This is a genomic window from Streptomyces sp. NPDC026417, from assembly GCF_055567695.1.
Genome location: NZ_JBVHPY010000003.1, coordinates 438882 through 457391 on the forward strand (window position 1 = coordinate 438882; position 18510 = coordinate 457391).

19 protein-coding genes are annotated in these 18510 nt (G+C 72.0%); 8 read left to right on the top strand and 11 right to left on the bottom strand.

Annotated features, from left to right (window positions below; genetic code table 11):
• Positions 1-9: 9 nt before the first annotated feature.
• The 3 genes from ACZ4NT_RS07240 to ACZ4NT_RS07250 form a co-directional block, all read right to left on the bottom strand.
• Positions 10-579, bottom strand: a complete 570-nt coding sequence (locus tag ACZ4NT_RS07240) for an SMI1/KNR4 family protein (RefSeq protein WP_467724042.1) — start codon at positions 577-579, stop codon at positions 10-12.
• Between the two features lie 105 nt (positions 580-684).
• The gene (locus ACZ4NT_RS07245) at positions 685-1356 is read right to left on the bottom strand and encodes an ABC transporter ATP-binding protein (RefSeq protein ID WP_467724044.1); all 672 of its coding nucleotides are present in this window, start codon (positions 1354-1356) and stop codon (positions 685-687) included.
• The gene (locus tag ACZ4NT_RS07250; protein WP_467724180.1) at positions 1353-2435 is read right to left on the bottom strand and encodes an ABC transporter permease; all 1083 of its coding nucleotides are present in this window, start codon (positions 2433-2435) and stop codon (positions 1353-1355) included. The genes ACZ4NT_RS07245 and ACZ4NT_RS07250 overlap by 4 nt, the downstream gene beginning before the upstream one ends.
• Positions 2436-2643: 208 nt before the next feature.
• Between ACZ4NT_RS07250 and ACZ4NT_RS07255 the strand changes: the two genes are divergently transcribed.
• The 3 genes from ACZ4NT_RS07255 (at position 2644) to ACZ4NT_RS07265 (ending at position 5012) form a co-directional block, all read left to right on the top strand.
• Positions 2644-3861: a sensor histidine kinase gene (locus ACZ4NT_RS07255; protein WP_467724046.1), complete on the top strand. Its 1218-nt coding sequence runs from the start codon at positions 2644-2646 to the stop codon at positions 3859-3861.
• A 15-nt stretch (positions 3862-3876) separates the two neighbouring features.
• Positions 3877-4512: a response regulator transcription factor gene (locus tag ACZ4NT_RS07260; protein ID WP_121407906.1), complete on the top strand. Its 636-nt coding sequence runs from the start codon at positions 3877-3879 to the stop codon at positions 4510-4512.
• 74 nt (positions 4513-4586) lie between these two features.
• On the top strand, positions 4587-5012 hold the full coding sequence (locus ACZ4NT_RS07265; protein ID WP_467724049.1) for a MarR family winged helix-turn-helix transcriptional regulator: 426 nt from the start codon (positions 4587-4589) through the stop codon (positions 5010-5012).
• Between the two features lie 90 nt (positions 5013-5102).
• Here ACZ4NT_RS07265 and ACZ4NT_RS07270 read toward each other — a convergent pair whose 3' ends face one another.
• A complete protein-coding gene (locus ACZ4NT_RS07270; protein ID WP_467724051.1) occupies positions 5103-5714 on the bottom strand; it encodes a PepSY domain-containing protein in 612 nt (203 codons plus the stop codon).
• Between the two features lie 290 nt (positions 5715-6004).
• The gene (locus tag ACZ4NT_RS07275) at positions 6005-6850 is read right to left on the bottom strand and encodes a helix-turn-helix domain-containing protein (RefSeq protein WP_467724181.1); all 846 of its coding nucleotides are present in this window, start codon (positions 6848-6850) and stop codon (positions 6005-6007) included.
• Between the two features lie 92 nt (positions 6851-6942).
• Between ACZ4NT_RS07275 and ACZ4NT_RS07280 the strand changes: the two genes are divergently transcribed.
• On the top strand, positions 6943-7719 hold the full coding sequence (locus ACZ4NT_RS07280; RefSeq protein ID WP_121407903.1) for an alpha/beta fold hydrolase: 777 nt from the start codon (positions 6943-6945) through the stop codon (positions 7717-7719).
• Between the two features lie 80 nt (positions 7720-7799).
• Here ACZ4NT_RS07280 and ACZ4NT_RS07285 read toward each other — a convergent pair whose 3' ends face one another.
• Together ACZ4NT_RS07285 and ACZ4NT_RS07290 are read right to left on the bottom strand one after the other, a co-directional pair.
• Positions 7800-9092, bottom strand: coding sequence for a HAMP domain-containing sensor histidine kinase (locus ACZ4NT_RS07285; protein ID WP_467724053.1), 1293 nt, complete (start codon positions 9090-9092; stop codon positions 7800-7802).
• Entirely contained in the window at positions 9089-9781 is a 693-nt protein-coding gene (locus ACZ4NT_RS07290; protein WP_467724056.1) for a response regulator transcription factor, read from the bottom strand. The genes ACZ4NT_RS07285 and ACZ4NT_RS07290 overlap by 4 nt, the downstream gene beginning before the upstream one ends.
• 102 nt (positions 9782-9883) lie before the next feature.
• On the opposite strand from ACZ4NT_RS07290, the gene ACZ4NT_RS07295 reads away from it, so the two are divergent.
• Positions 9884-10417, top strand: a complete 534-nt coding sequence (locus ACZ4NT_RS07295) for a hypothetical protein (protein ID WP_467724058.1) — start codon at positions 9884-9886, stop codon at positions 10415-10417.
• 26 nt (positions 10418-10443) lie between these two features.
• Here ACZ4NT_RS07295 and ACZ4NT_RS07300 read toward each other — a convergent pair whose 3' ends face one another.
• Entirely contained in the window at positions 10444-11088 is a 645-nt protein-coding gene (locus ACZ4NT_RS07300) for an MBL fold metallo-hydrolase (RefSeq protein WP_467724060.1), read from the bottom strand.
• A gap of 559 nt (positions 11089-11647) precedes the next feature.
• On the opposite strand from ACZ4NT_RS07300, the gene ACZ4NT_RS07305 reads away from it, so the two are divergent.
• Together ACZ4NT_RS07305 and ACZ4NT_RS07310 are read left to right on the top strand one after the other, a co-directional pair.
• Positions 11648-12526: a class I SAM-dependent methyltransferase gene (locus ACZ4NT_RS07305; protein ID WP_467724062.1), complete on the top strand. Its 879-nt coding sequence runs from the start codon at positions 11648-11650 to the stop codon at positions 12524-12526.
• Between the two features lie 234 nt (positions 12527-12760).
• Positions 12761-14002: a serine hydrolase domain-containing protein gene (locus ACZ4NT_RS07310; protein ID WP_467724064.1), complete on the top strand. Its 1242-nt coding sequence runs from the start codon at positions 12761-12763 to the stop codon at positions 14000-14002.
• A gap of 70 nt (positions 14003-14072) precedes the next feature.
• Here ACZ4NT_RS07310 and ACZ4NT_RS07315 read toward each other — a convergent pair whose 3' ends face one another.
• The 3 genes from ACZ4NT_RS07315 to ACZ4NT_RS07325 all read right to left on the bottom strand — a co-directional run bounded on the left by ACZ4NT_RS07315 (position 14073) and on the right by ACZ4NT_RS07325 (position 16940).
• Positions 14073-14903 (bottom strand): enoyl-CoA hydratase/isomerase family protein, encoded by an 831-nt coding sequence (locus tag ACZ4NT_RS07315; RefSeq protein ID WP_467724066.1) that lies wholly within the window; start codon positions 14901-14903, stop codon positions 14073-14075.
• 26 nt (positions 14904-14929) lie between these two features.
• The gene (locus ACZ4NT_RS07320; protein ID WP_467724068.1) at positions 14930-15694 is read right to left on the bottom strand and encodes an SDR family oxidoreductase; all 765 of its coding nucleotides are present in this window, start codon (positions 15692-15694) and stop codon (positions 14930-14932) included.
• A 256-nt stretch (positions 15695-15950) separates the two neighbouring features.
• Entirely contained in the window at positions 15951-16940 is a 990-nt protein-coding gene (locus ACZ4NT_RS07325; RefSeq protein ID WP_467724069.1) for a GlxA family transcriptional regulator, read from the bottom strand.
• A 156-nt stretch (positions 16941-17096) separates the two neighbouring features.
• On the opposite strand from ACZ4NT_RS07325, the gene ACZ4NT_RS07330 reads away from it, so the two are divergent.
• The coding region (locus ACZ4NT_RS07330) for an MFS transporter (protein WP_467724070.1) at positions 17097-18510 on the top strand (1414 nt) is incomplete at its 3' end.

Here is an 18510-nt window from a genome sequence, read left to right on the forward strand (position 1 = left end):
CTCTACAGGTCAGAGCTGGGTGGCCCGGCGTGGCTGCTCGTCGACTCCCGTGTCATCGCGGGAACCGGGACTGAACGTTGCGCCGAGTCCATACCGGGCGATCCCGAACGGCCGGAAGTCGTCATCGGCAAGGACGCGGTAGAGGAACTCCGAGGTGGACATGTCGTACTGGATCCATGCGCAGTCGTCGGATCTGGCGAGGACGGGGTACTTGCCCGGCCTTTCGGCGTCGATCAGCCAGCAGTACTCGTCGGCCCATTCGGTGCCGCCCCACGTCACCAGCCCCCTGCCGCCCGGCGCGTAGACCGCGTAGGGCTCGACGGCGGAGACGCCATCAGGCGTGCTCTCCCGGTCGACCGACAGGGCGACCCGCCACTGCGTCAGGAAGTCGAACGCGAGGCCCTCGTCGCTCGCCAGAAAGTGGACGGAATCGCTGAAGACGCCGCCCCCGAAGGCTGCGTAGAGCTCCTTGTAGTCCGCGGGCAGCGGGACCCCCAACTCGCCCTCGACCACCCGCCAGTCGACGGCTGTCCCGAGCGGCTCCCACCCGGCCAGTTCGATCACCCGTTGCACCCACATACGACAACCCTCCGGCGCCACTGCGTTCCGACGCTCCTCAACTCCCGGCACGCGGGCACCTTATCGAGCCGCTTCACCGTCGCCGGAAGCTCTTTCAGCCCCTGCTCACCGAGCGCGAAGACGTCCGTCACGGACTTCGGCGACCTGGTCGACGGCGGTGAGGTGGCTGGGGTCGTGTGTGACGAGGACGGTGGCGGTGGCTCGTCGGTGGGTGAGCCGGGTGAGCAGGTCGATCACCGCGGCTCCGCGCTCGTGGTCGAGGGAACTGGTGGGTTCGTCGACCAGGAGGACGGTGGGGGCGTTCATCAGGGCCCGGGCGATGTTGACGCGCTGGCGCTGGCCGCCCGAGAGCTGATGGGGGCGCCGGTCGTGCTGATCGGCCAGGCCGACGGCGTCGAGCAGGTCCATGGCGCGGTCGCGGGCCGTGCGCGGCTTGCGGCCGTCGATGTGCGCGACGACCAGGAGTTGCTCGACGGCCGTGAGCGAGGGCAGCAGGTTGGGCTGTTGGAAGACGATGCCGATCGTGCGGCGGCGCAGGTCGGTGAGTTCATGCCGGGTCATCCCGGTGGTGGGCGTGCCGTCGATGGTGACGGTGCCCGTGTCCGGGGTGATGAGCGTGGCGGCGACGGCGAGGAGGCTGGACTTGCCGGAGCCGGACGGGCCGACGACGGCGGTCAGAGTGCCCTCGGGGACCTGGAGGGTGACCCGGTCCAGGGCGGTCAGGCGGGATGCGCCGTCGGGGTAGGTGAGCGTGACGTCGGTCAGGGCGAGGCTCATCGGACGCTCCCCAGAGCGGTCAGCGGGTCGACGGAGGTGATGCGGCGGACGGACAGACCCGCACCGAGTGCGCCGAGCACGATGATCACGACGGCGGGCACGGCGCTGGTGACGGGGGAGAGGAGGAACGGCACCCGGCCGTCGGCGACGAGGACGCCCACGCCGGCGGCGAGCGCGGTGCCGATCAGAGTGCCGCCGGCCAACAGGACGACGGCCTGGCCGAGCGCGTCCTTGAGCAGATGGGTGGTGGAGGCGCCCAGCGCCTTGAGGACGGCGACGTCACCGCTGCGCTGGATGGTCCAGACGGAGAAGAAGGCGCCGACGACCAGGGCGGAGATGACGAACAGAAAGGCTCGCATCAGCTGCAGCGAGCCGTTCTCGGAGGCATGGGAGCCGATCGCGGACAGGGAGTCGTCCTTGGACACCGTCCTGGTACCCGCCGCCGCGTCGACCGAGGCGAGGTCGGCTCCGGAGTCGGCCGCCACGACGATGACGGTGGCGCCGGGCCCGTGCGGTCGGTCCCCGCGGGGTGCGGTCCTCTGCCAGGTTCCGAGGCTGGTCCACACGACGGGGGTGTGGCTGAAGGAGGCGTCACCGCTCACCGCGGCGACGGTCAGCTCCTGCCCCGCCAGTGTGATGGTGCCGCCCGCCGTGACGCCCAGGTCGTCGGCGGCGCCGGTGGAGAGAACCACCGCGTGGGCGTCGATCCTGTCGCCGGAGGGGGCGAGCGTGGAGCCGGACTGCACACCGAAGGCGGCGACGCCTGCGCTCCGGTCCCCGGAGGTCGCCTTCGTGGTCGTGATGCCGAGTGGTTCGCTGTGGACGACGCCGGGCGCCTCGGCCCACCGCTGCCACTGCCTCTCGGTGACGGTCGAGTCGGCGAACGACACATCCTCGCCCTGCGCGCCGAAGGCGATCCGGTCGGCGGGCAGCGACGTGATTGCGGAGGTGTTCTGCCGGCTCAGACCGGCGGTCAGACCGGACAGCAGACCCACCAGCAAGGTGATCAGCACGATGACGACGGCCATCAGGGCGAAGCGCCCTCTGGCGAATCTCAGGTCTCTCCAGGCGACGAACACGTCTTCGGCCTGCACTTTCATGAGGGGAGGCGGGTACGCCCACTCTGGCCGCCGGTCCACTGCGCAGGCATCGGGCGCAGGACAGCAGGTGTCGGATCGAAAGGCGGCGGGCCGCTTGTAACTTTCGATGGAGGCCGCGCCTCGGAATCCTCCTTAGGCTGGAAGGACTGTGAACGCCGCGCCCGCCTTGACCCCCACCACCAGAGCCATGGCCTGGTCCCTGCACCTGTTGGTCGCCGGGCTGCTCGTGCTGGCCGCCGTCCGTGCCGTTGCCGCCGGCCGCCCGGAGGCCGGGTGGGTGGTCGCCGTGGCCGGGGCCTGCGGCCTGGTCTACGCGGCCGGCCCGCTGCTGCCCCGCGTGAGCCGGTCGCGGCGGGCGGCCGCCTTGTGGCTCTCCGCCGTCGGCGTCGTCTGGGCGGCTCTGCTGACCGTGTCCGCGGACGGGGTGTGGGTGGCCTTCCCGTTGTACTTCCTCGAACTGCACCTGCTGGGCCGCCACACCGCGCTGGGTGCGGTCACCGTCACCGCGCTGGCCGCCGTCGCGGGCTTCGCCGCACATCAGGGCACCTTCGGCGCGGCCATGGTGATCGGCCCGGCGCTCGGCGCGGCCGTGGCGGTGGCCGTGGTGTGGGGGTATCAAGCCCTGTACCTGGAGAGCGAACAGCGACGCCGTCTCATCGAGGAGCTGACCGCGACGCGCGCCGATCTGGCCGCCGCGCAGCACACCGCAGGCGTACTGGGCGAGCGCGCACGCCTCGCCCGCGAGATCCACGACACCCTCGCGCAGGGGCTGTCCAGCATCCAGCTGCTGCTGCGTGCCGCCGAGCGTGCCCTGCCGGGCACCCCGGACAGCGCCGTCCGCCACATCGGCCAGGCCCGCCAGGCTGCCGTGGACAACCTCGCCGAGGCCCGGCGCTTCGTCGTGGCGCTGTCACCGCCGGCGCTGGAAGGCACCACCCTGGCCGATGCCCTGGAGCGTCTCTGCGCCACCACCGACGCCCGCCACGAGGTCACCGCGCGCTTCCACCTGGCCGGCGACACGCGGCCGCTGCCGACCGCGAACGAGGTCGCCCTGCTCCGCATCACGCAGTCCGCCCTCGCCAACACCGTTCGCCACTCCGAAGCGACCCTGGTCGACGTCGCCCTCGGCTTTCCGGAGGACGAGGTGGTCCTCAGCATCGTCGACGACGGGCGCGGCTTCGAGGCCCGCCGTCCACCCGACCCCGAGGGCGAAGCAGGCGGGTTCGGACTGGCCGCGATGCGCGCCCGTGTCCACGCCCTGGGCGGCACCCTGACCGTCGAGTCCAGGCCGGGCCACGGCGCCGCGCTCACCGCTCGGCTCCCCCTGGCTCCCGCCGAGGGCCCAGACCTCCCCGGTGGAGACCGACCCCCCACCCCCGACCCGCTTTCCCGCCGCCATGACTGAACCCGAGGCCCGCCCGTGACCCGCACCCCGATCCGCCTGCTCCTCGCCGACGACCATCCCGTCGTACGGGCAGGACTGCGTGCCGTGCTGGAGACCGAGGACGGTATCGAGGTGGTGGCCGAGGCGCCCACCGCCGAGGACGCCGTCGCCCGCGCAGCGCGGGGCGACATCGACGTCGTCCTCATGGATCTCCAGTTCGGCAGGGGGATGAACGGCGCCGACGCGACCGCCGCCATCACGGCCCGGTCCCGAGCCCCGCGGGTACTGATCGTCACCACCTACGACACCGACGCGGACACGCTTCGCGCCATCGAGGCCGGCGCCACCGGCTACCTCCTCAAGGACGCGCCCCCGGAGGACCTGGCGGCCGCCGTCCGCACCGCGGCAGCAGGCCGCACCGCATTGGCGCCCGCGGTCGCGGACCGGCTGATGAACCGGCTGCGGACCCCCGGGACCGCTCCGACCAGGCGGGAGACGGAGGTCCTCGTGCTGGTGGCCGAGGGGCTGTCCAACCAGGCGATCGGCAAGCGACTTCACCTCACCGAGGGAACGGTGAAGTCCCACCTGGCCCGCGTGTACGTCAAACTCGGAGTGGACTCCCGCACCGCCGCCGTGGCCACGGCGGCCGAACTCGGCTACATCCGGCGGTGACGGCAAACGCCGCGGCGCACGGCCGCACTGCGCAGCCGGACTGTACAGTTCGGTTCTGTAGGTAGAGTGCGGTCATGGACGACGAAGCCCTGGCCGAGGAGCTGCGCCACACGATCGGGGAACTGGTCCGAGTCGTACGCACGGTGGACACCATGCCGTCCGGAGAGGCCGCCGCCCTGGGGCACCTCGACCGGAGCGGTCCCCAGACCACTGCCGAGCTGGCGCACCGGCGCGGAGTGACGCACCAATCCGTCGCCAAGGCGGTCAAGGAGCTTCTGGCCAACGGCCTCGTCCGCGCCGAGCCCCACCCCACCGACAAGCGCAAACTCCTCATCCACATCACCGACGCCGGACGGACCCGCCTGAATGCCGAACGGGGCCTGCGATCGGGCCGGCTCAACGCCGCCATCAGTGAGGCGCTCAGTGCCGAGGAACGGCGGCAACTGCACGACGCCGTCGGCTTGTTGGCCCGGCTGACCGAGCGCCTGCGGGGCGGGTAGCGGTCGCGGAGCCGCCCTCTCCCGCAGGCGGCGGCCGATGTCGACGACCGCGACCCCCACGCCGCCCGGTCGCGTTCCCCGCGCGTCGGTTCAGTCGTGGTGCCGGCCGCCGTGCCCGCCGTCCTCGTCGCCGCCGCGGCGGCCACTGTCGTCCCCACGGCCGCCCCGGTGGTGGTCGTCGGTCGTATCGTCGTCGTGCTCCCCGCCGTGGTCGTCCCCGCCGGACACGTCGTCCCGGCCGTCGCCTCGGTCGTCAGCGCGGCCGTCGTCCGCCTTCACCCGCGACCGAGTGATCTCGCCGTCGGCCCGGTCCACGTGCACCTCGTAACGCCCGCCGTTCTTGACGATCTTCACGCTCCAGACCGTGCGGCCGTGCTCCCACTCGGACTCGACCTCGGTGACGGTCCCGCCGCCCACGTGGGAGAGCGCGATCTCCGCGGCTCGCCGGGAGCTCACCGACCCCTGCCCGGGAGCGGTCGCGGCCAGGGCGGTGTCGTCGGCTGTCGGGGCCGTCGTCGGCGCGTCGGACGGCGTCTCCACCGGGGACTTGGTTCCGGGGCCGGGTGTCGCGGTGGACGAGGCCGAGCTCGGCGACGCGCTGCGCGTGGGGGAGGGGTCGTCGCTCCCGCCCGCGAGCGCGGTGCCGGTGATCGCGGCGACGAGTGCTCCCGAGGTGAGCAGCACGACCGATGTGCGCTTCATGGTGAACCTCCTGTTGGTGTCCGGTGATGGACCGAGGCTCGCGCGTCGGGGGATAGGGCCGCGCTGCGGCGGTGCTAAGAGCGGGCTAAGTGTTCAGACAAGAGCCTTTGATCATCTGGCCGTTGGCGTGCCTGCTCGTCGGGTTCGGTCGTGGCGAAACGTCAGGCACGGCGACCGCCGGCCCACCACCGCAAGGGACCATGAAGCACACCCCGGACTCGCCGTCTGCTCGCACACACACCGCCACGTCCGACGCCATCGTTCCGGCACGGTGATCGGCGTATGCGACCTCACTCTTCGGACACCGTTGTCTGCCACGCGCCCGGCCGCATGCCTGTCGCCCTTCGGAAAAACACCGAGAAGTTCGACGCGTCGGGAAAGCCGAGCCTGCCGGCACAGCCGGCCGCAGTGAGGCGCTCGTGCGCGAGGAGGCGTTTGGCTTCCAGGACGACCCGATCGACGATGTACGCCTTCGCGGTGCGGCCGGTGGCCTGCTGCACCGCTCGTGAGAGGGTGCGGGGCGCGTATCCCAGAGCCCGGGCGTAGTAGCCGGCGTCGTGATGTTGCCGGAAGTGCGCTTCGACGCTGGCCCTGAACCGTCGAAACACCGGATTCGTCGGCCACGCTTCGCCGTGCGGCGGGCGGAGCCGGGCGATGAGCGCGGAAACCAGGATCTCGGGCAACCCCGGCGATGTGTCTTCGGGCGGTGCGGATGCTTCGAGCAGCAGGTGGTGGCGCGCGGCGTCGACGTACGGCCAGTCGGCGCCGGGGATGTTCCATTGCGCGACCACGTCCGGGGACGCGACGAGCGCTCGGGTGGCGTGGGTGACCGGCGCGGTCGAGACGAACAGCACGACGTGGCCTGACACGTCGGCGATGTCGTCCCACCGGTGCACCGCGCCAGGAGCAATCCACACCGCAGACCGCTCCCGGAGCGGGTGTGCCGAGAAGTCCACGGTCATGGATCCGGGCCCGGCATCGACGACGGCGAGGACGTGGAAGTCGGCGCGTTGCGTGCCGCCGTCGTTCAGCTCGCGAAGGCGGCCGAACGTCATCGTCTCGACAGCGGCGGCGCCGCGCCCGACGGGCTGGTAGGTCATCTGCCGGATCGCGGTCACGTGTCCAGTTTCCACCATCGGGCGACCAGTCGCGCCGATGCTGCGCAAGGGGGTGCCGAGATCCAATGAATGCAGAACATCCGTCTCAGACCACTGATCGAGGACTTGCGATGAGCCCGGCACAACAACCGCTACTGCCCACTTACGACCATCGGTCGGGAGCGGGGCCGACCCTGGTCTTCCTGCACTACTGGGGTGGTTCCGCCCGCACCTGGGACCTCGTCGTCGACCGCCTGGCGGGGCGCGACGTCCTCACGTTCGACTTTCGCGGGTGGAGCCGCTCAAGCAGCCTGTCCGGCCCCTACACGCTCCGCCGGCTCGCGGACGACACGCTCGCCGTGATCGCCGACGCGGGCGTCACCGACTACGTCCTCGTCGGTCACTCCATGGGGGGCAAGGTCGCGCAGCTGATCGCAGCGACCCGGCCCAGCGGCCTTCGACGGATCGTCCTTGTCGGTTCCGGCCCGGCGAAGCCTCCCGCGGAGATCACTCCCGAGTACCGGGAAGCCCTCTCCCACGCCTACGACTCCGATGAGTCCGCCGCCGACGCGCGGGACATCGTCCTCACCGCCATCGAGCTGCCCGAACCGGTCAAGTCGCAGATCGTGACCGACTCGCGTTCCAGTGCCGATGCCGCCCGCACGGAATGGCCGCTGCGCGGCATCGCGGAGGACATCACCTGGCACACCCGCATGATCAGCGTCCCCGCACTCGTCGTCGCCGGAGAGAACGACCACGTCGAGCCCGTCGGCGTGCTCCGCGACAACCTGGTGCCCTACCTCTCCGAAGCCGACTTCATGGTGATCCCGAACACCGGTCACCTGATCCCGCTGGAGTCCCCGGCCGACCTCGTCGACGCGATCACCGCCTTCGCACCAGTTGACTGACCCGTACATCACCGCACGCCCGTCGGGCAACCAGGCCGACAGCCTCGTGATCAACGGTTTCTGGCAGAACCTCCGGGCGCTCACGACTCGCTGGGCGCGGAGTCGGGAGGTCCCAGCTCCAGCGTCACGCGGGCGCCACCCGCCGGGCCGCTCGACAGGTCGATGCGGCCTCCGCCGGCCAGGGCGACCCGGCGGGCGATGTCCAGCCCGAGCCCGGTCGACCCGCCGAGGCTGACGCCCCGACGGATCAGGTCCGTCGACAGGCCGGGGCCCTCGTCCGCCACCGTCAGCACGGCTCCGCCGCCGGTGCGGGACGTCAGAGTGATCGAGAAGGCGGTTCCGTCGGGGGTGTGGGCGAACACATTGCCCAGCAACGCGTCGACGGCAGCGGCGAGTTCGTCCGCGGGGACGCCGACCGGCAGGGGGCCCGCCGTGACGTCCAGGGTGACGGTCCGGCCGGTGTCCTCGGCCAGCACCGCCCAGAACGCGACCCGTTCGCGGACCGCGGAGGCCGCCTCGCACTCCGCGTACGTGTCCGCCTCCCCGCGATGGCGGGCCTGCGTGATCAGGCCGGTGACCGCCCGCTCCATCGCGTCCACGCGCGCGGAGATCCGGGTGGCGTCGGTGCCGGAGAGCGACTCGGCTTCCAGCCGGAGGGAGGTCAGCGGCGCCCGCAGCCGGTGGGACAGGTCCGCGACCTGCTCGCGCTCCTCGCGCAGCAGTTCCCGGATCCGGTCCGCGAGGTGGTTGAGGGCACCGGCGACCTCGCGCAGTTCCGGCGGCCCCTCCGGACGGGCGCGCGCCGTGAGGTCGGCTCGTGCGAGCCGGTGCGATACGGCGGACAGGCTCGCGATGGGGCTCACCAGCGCACGGCTGAGGCGGTCGGCGACCAACAGGCCCAGCAGCAGGAGCGCGGCACCGAGGCCGGCGAGGACGAGCCAGGCCCGAGTGACCCCGCGTGTCAGTTCGGCTGCGGGTACGAAGGCACGGATGACGGCGGTGCCTTCCGTCCGCCCCTGCACGGCCACCACGATCTCGCGTCCGTCGCGCCGCTCCACCGTCCGGCTGACTCCCGCCAGGGCCGCGAGCCGTACGGCCTCGGTACGCGGTGCCGGTGTGCCCAGGACCGCCCCGTCGGCGAGGTAGACGGTGAGCGGTCCCCGAGCCCCGGCGGCCATGTGCTCGACGCTGAACCGCAGCGTGTCCGCGTCCGCGGTGCCCACCAGGGAGACAAGGCTCTGCGCGTCGGCTCCGGCGGTCGCGACGGCACGGTCCTCCGCCACGGTGCGCAGCAACAGCGCCAGCGGCACCACGAAGGCCAGGAGAGCCAGGCACATGGTGGCCGCGACGAGCAGGGTCAGACGGCGCCTCACGCGCGGTCCGCGGGAGCGCTGAGCCGGACGCCGACGCCCCGCACGGTGTGCAGATAGCGGGGTTCCTGCGCGCTCTCGCCGAGCTTGCGGCGCAACCAGGAGAGATGCACGTCCACGGTCTTGTCGGCACTTCCGTAGGGCACCCGCCACACCTCGGTGAGCAGTTCCCGTTTGGTGACGACCTGTCCCGCCCGACTCGCGAGGTGGTGCAGGAGGTCGAACTCGCGGGGTGTGAGGTCGAGGGCGGCACCGGCGAGACTCGCCTCGCGGGTGCCCGGGTCGATGCGCAGGTCGCCGACGACCGTGGCCGCCGCCCGGTCGGGGGCGTTGGCGCCGCGCCGCAGCACCGCCCTGACCCGTGCCTCCAGTTGGGCGGCGGTGAACGGTTTGACCACGTAGTCGTCCGCGCCGGCGTCGAGGCCCCGGACGATGTCCGGCTCGTCGTCCCGTGCGGTGGCGATGATCACCGGTACCGTACTGACCGCCCGCAGCATGCGCAGCAGTTCGAGACCGTCGAGGTCGGGCAGCCCGAGGTCGAGGACCACGAGATCCGGGCGTTCGTCCAGGGCGGTCTGCAACCCGCTCATCGCGGTGTGCGCGGCGGCGACGGCGTGGCCGCGCTCGCGCAGGGCACGGATGAGCGGCGTGCGTATGGTGGGGTCGTCTTCGACTATCAGCAGGTGCACCACAGCAGGCACGCTATCCGAGCGGTCCGGCCGGTCGGCTGGGTTAACCGTCCTTTAGCGTTCCCCGGTGCTGTCCTTAGCGACAGCAAGGGCATAGTCGTACGCATGCCTTCCCGTACGTTCCTCGCCCTGGCCGGCTGGACGGCCGCCGCCGCGGCCGCCACGCTCACCGGGTTGGGCGCCGTCGATCTCATCGGCGCCGGGATCACCGACACCCCCGACGGCACGGCGCTCACCTCGGAACAGGTCGGGCGGCAGCTCGACGCCGCCGAGGCCTCGGCGGCGGCCACTCGCGAACGGGGGACGAGCACCCCGACGCCGAGCGTGAGCGCGGACACCGGTACGCCCACTCCCGGCCCCACGGCCACGCCCACTCCTTCGTCTGCTTCCACGGCCGCGGAGGCCGCCGCGAGAAGGACACTCAGCACTCCTGGCGGGACTGCCATCGCCGCTTGCGATGCGGCGACGGTACGGCTGTTGTCGTGGGCGCCGGCCCAGGGGTTCGGAGTGAAGAGTGCCGACCCGGGTCCCGACGACGAACATGCCGAGGTGAGGTTCGAGGGCACCGCGGGAAAGGTGGAACTCCGTGTGCGCTGCGTGGACGGCAGGCCGGTCGGCTCGTGGAAGCAGGACGACTAGGGAAACTGGTTCGGGGAGGGCGGGCGCTACACCTGGACGGTGCTGCCGGGCGCCAGTCCGGTGAGGGGGATGCCGGTGAGGCCGTTCTCGCCGAGGAGGTTGGCGGCCGACTGCCTGCCGAGGTCGCTGAGCATGAGCTCGTGGATCTGGATGACGCGCTCGGGCTTCACCGTGCGGACGTAGTCGGCGGCTTCACCGAGTTTGGTCCACGGACCGCTGATCGGCAGCAGGAGGGTCTGAACGGAGGCGTCGGGCGCGAAGTAGGCGTCTCCGGGGTGGTAGAGCGCGCCGTCGTCGATGAGGTAGCCGACGTTGTCGGGGCAGGGGATGTCGGCGTGGATCTGTGCGTGCAGGTGGCCGTGCACCGAGACGGTGAAGGAGCCGACGGTGAAGGCGTCGCCGGCGGCGACGACGCGTACGCGGCCCCCGTGGTCGCCGAGCGCTGCTGCGACGGCAGCCGTGCCGTAGACCAGCAGCTCGGGCTGCGCTCCCAGAGCCGCCGTGACGAGTTCTTCGTCGAAGTGGTCGAAGTGTTCATGAGTGATGAGGACGGCATGGGCGCCGCCGACGGCCGCCGTGGCGTCCGGGGTGAAGGTTCCTGGGTCGATGACCACACGCGTGCCGTCCTTCTCCAGTGTGACGCAGGCGTGGGCATGCTTCGTGAGCTTCATGGCTAGGCCTTCCAGCCGGGACGGAACATTATCTACAGCTAAACTGTACACCTAGGCTGTAGATATGTCGGCCATGGGAGCGGGGAGTCCCTACGACATTCCGGCAGCACCCCCGAGACAGGCTCGACGCGGGGGTGAGGAGGATGTCGCGCATCAACTGGCGTGCGGCCCGGCTGCGACCGACGCGGACTCCCTGAGTGATCGTTCTGCAGCCCGTCCTGGAGATTCCCGCCTCGGACGGCTTTCTCCTGAGGCCTGTCGCGAAGTCGGTACCGGGCGGCTTCCTGCCCCTCATTGGCACACTCGCCCCCGGCCAGGTCGGCGCAGCGGGCGTGGGCTCTGTCAGAGGCGGGCCGACCCCCGCCCGCCTCGTCATCGTCCGCCTCACCACGGGCTCTTGAGGTCGGCCGAGCCACTGAACCGCTCGCACCGGGACCCGGGGAGACGGCGCGGCGCTCCACCGTGCTGACGTCCGGGTCCATCATGGGCTGTATCTCAAGTCGACTCGAAGCGGCACGGCGCCACTTCGCTGCGACGGACGAGCGCTGAGGAGACGACCGTGGGAGACCCGCGCCGCAACGAATCGGACCAGGCGGCTCGCTGGAACGGAGCGGTCGGCAACGCCTGGGTCGCCGCGCAGGAAGTACTCGACGGCATGTTCCGGCCCTTCGAGGACCTGCTTGTCGACGAGGTGGCCGCGGCCCCCGGGGGGCGTGTACTCGACGTCGGCTGCGGCACGGGGGGCACGACGCTGGCCATCGCGCGGGGGCTCGGTCGCCACAGTCGCTGCGTCGGCATCGACATCTCCGAGCCGGTCGTCCTGGCTGCCCGCGAGCGCGCCGAGCGGGAGCAGTCTGCGGTCGCCTTCGTCCACGACGACGCGCAGGAGCACGCGTTCGAGCCGGGCGCCTTCGACGCGGTGGTGTCCCGCTTCGGAGTCATGTTCTTCCCGGACCCCGTACGGGCTTTCACGAATCTGCGACGGGCCGCCCGGGACGACGGCGTTCTCCGCTGCATCGTATGGCGGGGTCCCGAGGACAACCCGTTCATGACGACGGCCGAGCGGGCGGCGGCACCGCTCATGCCGGATCTCCCGGTTCGCCGGCCGGGCGAGCCGGGCCAGTTCGCCTTCGCCGATCCCGACCGGGTGGGCCGTGTCCTGCGGGAGAGCGGGTGGGCCGACGTCGACATCAGACCGGTCGACGTGACCTGCGTCCTGCCCGAACGTGAGCTGGTCGGCTACTTCACCCGGCTGGGTCCGGTCGGCCTGAAGCTGCGCGAGACGGACGAGGAGACACGCGCACGGGTCGTCGACACGGTCCGCGCCGCCTTCGATCCCTTCGTGCACGGTCCCGACGTACGCTTCACCGCCGCGTGCTGGATGATCCGCGCCCGGGGGTCCGCCCCGGGTGCGCCGGGGGAGGGAGCGCACGAGTGAGCGGCGGGGCCCGAGTGCGGCGACGACTCGCGGCCACTCTGGTGGTCGGAGCGGTTCGGGTACCCGGTCACCGATTCCGTGCCCGGTTGCGCGCACACGTACGCGTCACGCCCCGCTGTCCCTGCGCCCCCGACCGGCCGGTCGGCCCCACCCCGGCGGTGGAGCTGCCCCCAGGCTCGGTCCGGAGGCTGCCGTCATGGGCACCTCTCGTCCGTCACGGCAGAGTGTGGGCGCATGAAGGCAACAACGATGACCTCGCGGAACCGGCTCGCCGCCGCCGCCCTCGCCGCCGCCGTCGCGTCCACGGCCTTCGTGCCCGGCGCTGCGGCCGCACCCCACCCGGCTTCCACGGCTTCGGCCTCCGCGGACGGCCGGCTCACGCCCCGGCACCTCCAACGCGAGACGGCACGCGTCCTGGCGGAGGGCGGGTTCGTCGGCATCTCGGTGCAGGTGCGCGACGGCGCCCACGTCGTCCGGTCCCGGGCGGGCGAGGCCGAGTTGCACACCGGCCGTCCGCTGCCGCGCGGGGCGGAGTTCAGAATGGGCAGCGTCACCAAGACGTTCCTCGCCACCGTGGCGCTGCAACTCGTCGCCGAGGGCCGCCTGTCCCTGGACGACACCGTCGAGCACTGGCTGCCCGGCGCGGTCGCGGAGAACGGCAACGACGGCCGCCGCATCACCCTGCGAAACCTCCTCCAGCACACCAGCGGCGTGTACAACTACGGTCCCGAGGAGGACACCGGGAGCACCGCGGCCGATTTCGAGCGGACGAGGTTCGATCACGTCGACGCCGAGCGGGTGGTCGCCGGCGCGGTGCGCCACCGGCCGGACTTCCCGCCCGCTCCGGCGGATGCCCCCGCGCCCGACTGGAACTACTCGAACCCCAACTACGTACTCGCCGGGATGATCATCGAGAGGGCGACCGGGCGGCCGTGGGCAGACGAGGTGCGCGAGCGCATCATCCGCCCGCTCGGCCTGACCGGCACCTATGCCCCGGGCGACGATCCCTACCTCAAGTCGCCGTACGCGCACACCTATCACCTGTTTCCCGGTTCCGGCTCCTTGACGGACACCACGGTCAGGAACGTCTCCTGGGCAGGCGCCGCGGCTTCCCTCGTCGGTACCGAACGCGACATCGACCGCTTCTTCGCCGCCCTTTTCGGCGGACGTCTGCTCCCGCCCGCCCAACTGGCCGAAATGCGCCGGACCGTGGCCGTCGGCGAGGCATTCGAGGCGGGGTTCCCCGGCCTGCGATACGGCTTGGGGCTGATGAGGCAGCCGTTGACCTGCGGCGGTGACACCTGGGGCCACGGAGGGGATTTGGAGGGCTTCACCGTGCGCGCCGCCTTCACCGGGGACGGGCATCGGTCGGTTGTCGTCGTCGCCAACGGCACGGGCGGACAAGCGCAGTTGCTCGCGGCCGAACGAGCCGTACGGGGGCTCGTGGACCGCGCCCTGTGCGGTGAAGTCCGCTGAGGCGGCGATGACGGCAGGCCGGTGGACGGCCGCGGGCACCGAAGCCGGTTGCCAGATGGTCGAACCAGGGTCACGGTTCCTGGCGCAACCGGCCGATCGCGGTACCGAGGTCGTTCTCGATGCCGTCGGGTTGCTGAAGACCCTTCTCCAGCAGGCGTTGCACGAAGGGCCGGTGTTCCGGGCGGCCTGCAGTGGCGAAGTACCCCTGGAGTCCCGGTGCGAACTCGGCATCCTCCGGCAGGGTGGCCACGTCGACCAGCTTCTTGATACCGCTGACGGCCACCTTGTCGAAGGCCGCGATGCGGCGCGCGAACGCGTCCGTGAAGTCCCCGATCTCGGCGTCGGGGACGCAGCGGTTGACGTAGCCGTACCGGGCGGCCAGCTCGCCGGGGATGTCGTCGCCACCGAGCAGGATCTCCAGGGCGCGCCCGCGGCCGACGAGACGTCCGAGCCGTGCCATGGGTCCTCCGCCGGGGATGGCGCCGACACCGACCTCGAACTGGCCGAGGACCGCCTTCTCGGATGCGAAGCGGATATCCGTGGCCAGCACGAACTCGCTCCCCGCGCCGCGGGTACGGCCCCGGATCTCCGAGATCGTCGCGGCCGGCACCTTGCTGAGCCGTACGAAATTGTCCAGGTACGGGTGCAGCCCGGTCGGTCCCGGACGCATGCTCGCGACACGGGAGTTGTCGGCCGCGAAGTCCCAGTGGGCCATGAAGTAGCCGGGGGTGTCGCTGCCGAACACGACGACGGTGAGGTGCGGATCCGACTCGATCCGCGCGACCAGCGCACCGAGCTGTTCGAGAGTGTCCGGGTCCAGCAGATTGACGGGGCCGTTGTCGAAGATCACCCGCCAGTAGGACGGCGTGACTTCGGTGACGTGGAACTGCTCCGCGGACATGTCGCCCTCCGATGCTCACGTGTGGGTCAGGAGACGAACTGCTGCCCGCCGTCGATGTCGTACGTCGCCCCGGTCAGTGCCGTGTTGACCATCAGATGCACGGCCAGCGCCGCGACGTCCGCGGGCCCCACGACGCGGCCGATCGGCAGCTTCGCGCGCAGTTCCGCACGGCGTTCCTCCAGCCGCTCGCCCAGCAGCGAGGCCGACAGCGGGGTGTCGACGAAGCCCGCCGCGATCAGATTGACCCGCACGGGCGCGAGTTCGAGCGCGAGGGCGGCGGTGAAGGGAGGCAGTGCGTTGGTGGCGGCCGAGACGACCCCGAGACCGCGAGTGACGCGCCGGGCGCCGGTGCCGCCCATGAACACCAGACTGCCACCGGGCCTCACGCGGCCGACGGAGTTGCGCGCGACCTCGAGTTCCAGCACCGCGTGGTCACTGATCGCGTCACGCACCTCGGCGGAGGTCATCTCGAGCAGCGGTCCGTAGCTCGGGCGGCCCGCCGTCACCATCACATGGTCGATCGGCGTCGCCAGGTTCCGGAAGAACTCCGCCAGGGCCGCGGGATCGGTCGCGTCGAAGGCGGCGGTGCGCTGCACCCCGAGTTCGGCCGCCGCTTCGTCCAGCCGCCCCTGATTGCGGCCGACGAGCACGACCTCGGCACCTTCGGCCTGGGCGCGTCTGGCCGTCTCGAAGCCGATTCCCGCACTGCCGCCGATCACGACGACGGTCTGGCCGGGCAGCTCGGGTGGGCGCGAGTGGGAGCCGGCGGAGGCGCGGGGGTCGGCGGTCATGCCGGGACCTCCGCCTCGGCCGGCCTCGCGGTGGTGCCGGAGCCCGTGCTGACGTACGGGCACTCACTTCGGACGACTGTCGTGTTCACCGGGCCTCCCTGAGCACGTCAGGAGAGACCGTACGCACCATGTCCCACGTTTTGCCGCAGCGCCACGACCGGAGGTGTGCCGTCCGGGGGACCGGATCGACAGCCACGCGGGCGCCGACTGAAGCGCCCCGGCGCAAGGCACCCGGCACCGTCCTTGCGGCGCTTGCCTACCCGGCCGTGTCCGCCCGGAAGGCACGCCGGTACGCGGCGGGCGTGGTGCGCAGGGCCTCGTGGAAGCGCCGGCGCAGGTTGACCGCCGAGGACAGACCGACCCGGCGCGCGATCGTCTCGACGGGCAGGTCGGTGTCCTCCAGCAGGGCACGGGTGGCGGCGATCCGCCGGTCCAGCAGCCAGCGTCCGGGGCTGATGCCCAGCTGCTCGGTGAAGCGCCGGGTCAGCGTGCGCGCGGAGACCTGCGAGTGGGCCGCCATCTCGGCGACGCTGACCGGCCGGTCGAGCCGACCGCCCAGCCACTCCAGCAGGGGCGCCAAAGAATCGGTGACCGGCCCGGACGTGGGCAGTTCGGCGTACTGCAGCTGGCAGCCCTCACGGTGCGGCGGCATCACCAGCTGCCGGGCGATCCGCATCGCGTACGCGGCGCCCTGGTCGGCCCTGACGAGGTGGAGACAGAGGTCCACCCCGGCCGCCGACCCGGCGCTGGTGGCGACGTCGCCGTGGTCGACGTACAGCACCGCCGGGTCGACCCGGACGTCCGGGAACCGGGAGGCCAGCTCGGCCGCCTGGGTCCAGTGGGTGGCGGCCCGGCGGCCGTCCAGCAGGCCGGCGGAGGCGAGCACGAAGGCGCCCGAGCACAGACCGACGATCCGCGCGCCGCGCCGGTGGGCCCGACGGACCGCGGTGACCACCGCTGACGGCACCTCGGTGCCGGCCGGCTGCTGCCAGCCGGGGACCAGCACGGTGTCCGCGCGCTCCAACGCCTCCAGTCCCGTAGGGACCAGCACGTCGTAGCCGACCTGAGTGCGTACCGGCCCGGGATGCTCGGTGCACACCTCGAACGCGTAGCGGGCGGGGATCGCCGGGCCGTGGTCGCCGAAGACCTCGGTCGCGCAGGCCAGGGGGAAGGTCGACTGCGGGGGTTGCAGCAGGGCCACGACCCGGTGCAGCGCCCGGGACTTCGGCAGCGAGTTGGGCGGCATGGCGCGAAAGTACCTCATCATGTCGTTCAGGACACTGGGTTCGACCGATTGGTCCAGTCCAATATGGGGCCTGTGACCACCCCGCGAACCCGTACGCAGACACAGACTCATACACAGGCGCAGACCTCGGCGTCTCCCCGGAATCGGGAGCGGCCCGTGCCCCTGCGGCGGACCCGTCCCGGACAGATCGCCCGGCCCGGTCCGGCGACTGTCCGGCCGCCCGCCCGAACCCCGTTGTGGGACCGGCGCTTCACGCTCTACTTCATCGCCCGCGCCGTTTCGCTGGTCGGCGACGCGATGATGCCGGTAGCCGCCGCGCTCGCGGTCGGCGCCCTGTACGGGATCTCCGGGGTGGGCTTCGTTCTGGGCGTCTGGACGGGGACCTTCGTTCTCCTGGTCCTCTTCGGCGGGGTCTTCGCCGACCGGATCGGTGCGCGGCGCATGATGGTCGGCGCGGATGTCGCCCGGGTCGTCACGCAGGGCGTGCTCGCCGTGGCGTTCTTCGCCGGGCCGCCGCCCCTCTGGCTGCTGGTGACCATGGCGGCGCTGGCGGGTTCGGCCACCGCGATGTTCCAGCCGGGCGTCAACGGGATGGTGCCGCTGGTCGCTCGCGAGCCCCAGCGGGCCAACGCGACCCTCAAAGTGGCCGATGCGCTGGCCCAGTTGCTCGGTCCGGCCCTGGCGGGGCTCCTGATCGCGCTGACGGGTGCCGGAACCGTGTACGCCATCGACGGCGGCACGTTCCTGCTCAGCGCCCTGTGCCTGGCGCTCATCAGGCTGGACCCGCCCTCCGCCCAGACGGACCACGCCACCGGCCCCGACTCCGCGGCGCACCAGGGACGTTCGCTCCGGCACGACCTGCGCCAGGGCTGGCAGGAGTTCCGTGCACGCACCTGGATGTGGGCGGTGATCCTGATCTGGGTCGGCTACGGGGTGCTGCTCTTCGGGCCGCTGGTGCCGCTGAGTTCGGCGCTCATCGGCGCCCGGCTCGGCCCGAACGCCTACGGCGTGGCGGTGTCCTTCCTCGGTGTCGGGACCGTGCTCGGCGGCCTGCTGGCACTTCGGCTGCGTCCCGCCAGGCCGCTGGCCGCCGGTGCGATGGCGATGGCGCTGTTCGCCGCACTGCCCCTCTGCGTTGCACTGGGCGCCGGCCTGCCCGTGCTGCTCGCGGGTCACGTCCTGGGCGGCGGTGCCTGGGCGTTCTGGTCGGTGATGTGGGCGACGAGCGTGCAGACCCACACCCCGCCCGCCGTGCTCAACCGGGTCACCGCGTACGAGCTGGCCGGCTCGGTCTCCGGGATCGCGCTCGGTCAGATACTGGCCGGGCCGGCCACCGCGCTGGCGTCACCGGCCCGACTGCTGCTGGTCTCGACGGGCGTCTGCCTGGCCGGGTGCGTGGCGCTGTTCGCCACGCCGGCGATCCGCGGCCTGGGGGGGGGGGGGGGGGGGGGGGGGGGGGGGGGGGGGGGAGGGGGGGGGGAGAGGGGGGGGGGGGAGGGAGGGGGGGGGGGTGGGGTGGGGTGGCTGCACCTCGTCGAGATGGAGTTCGTCGACGGCAAGCTCACCCAGA

Coding starts and splice junctions, on each gene's coding strand:
- ACZ4NT_RS07240 (WP_467724042.1), bottom strand. CDS start 579: ATGTGGGTGCAACGGGTGATCGAACTGGCCGGGTGGGAGCCGCTCGGG.
- ACZ4NT_RS07245 (WP_467724044.1), bottom strand. CDS start 1,356: ATGAGCCTCGCCCTGACCGACGTCACGCTCACCTACCCCGACGGCGCA.
- ACZ4NT_RS07255 (WP_467724046.1), top strand. CDS start 2,644: ATGGCCTGGTCCCTGCACCTGTTGGTCGCCGGGCTGCTCGTGCTGGCC.
- ACZ4NT_RS07265 (WP_467724049.1), top strand. CDS start 4,587: ATGGACGACGAAGCCCTGGCCGAGGAGCTGCGCCACACGATCGGGGAA.
- ACZ4NT_RS07270 (WP_467724051.1), bottom strand. CDS start 5,714: ATGAAGCGCACATCGGTCGTGCTGCTCACCTCGGGAGCACTCGTCGCC.
- ACZ4NT_RS07275 (WP_467724181.1), bottom strand. CDS start 6,850: ATGGTGGAAACTGGACACGTGACCGCGATCCGGCAGATGACCTACCAG.
- ACZ4NT_RS07280 (WP_121407903.1), top strand. CDS start 6,943: ATGAGCCCGGCACAACAACCGCTACTGCCCACTTACGACCATCGGTCG.
- ACZ4NT_RS07295 (WP_467724058.1), top strand. CDS start 9,884: ATGCCTTCCCGTACGTTCCTCGCCCTGGCCGGCTGGACGGCCGCCGCC.
- ACZ4NT_RS07300 (WP_467724060.1), bottom strand. CDS start 11,088: ATGAAGCTCACGAAGCATGCCCACGCCTGCGTCACACTGGAGAAGGAC.
- ACZ4NT_RS07310 (WP_467724064.1), top strand. CDS start 12,761: ATGAAGGCAACAACGATGACCTCGCGGAACCGGCTCGCCGCCGCCGCC.
- ACZ4NT_RS07315 (WP_467724066.1), bottom strand. CDS start 14,903: ATGTCCGCGGAGCAGTTCCACGTCACCGAAGTCACGCCGTCCTACTGG.
- ACZ4NT_RS07320 (WP_467724068.1), bottom strand. CDS start 15,694: ATGACCGCCGACCCCCGCGCCTCCGCCGGCTCCCACTCGCGCCCACCC.
- ACZ4NT_RS07325 (WP_467724069.1), bottom strand. CDS start 16,940: ATGCCGCCCAACTCGCTGCCGAAGTCCCGGGCGCTGCACCGGGTCGTG.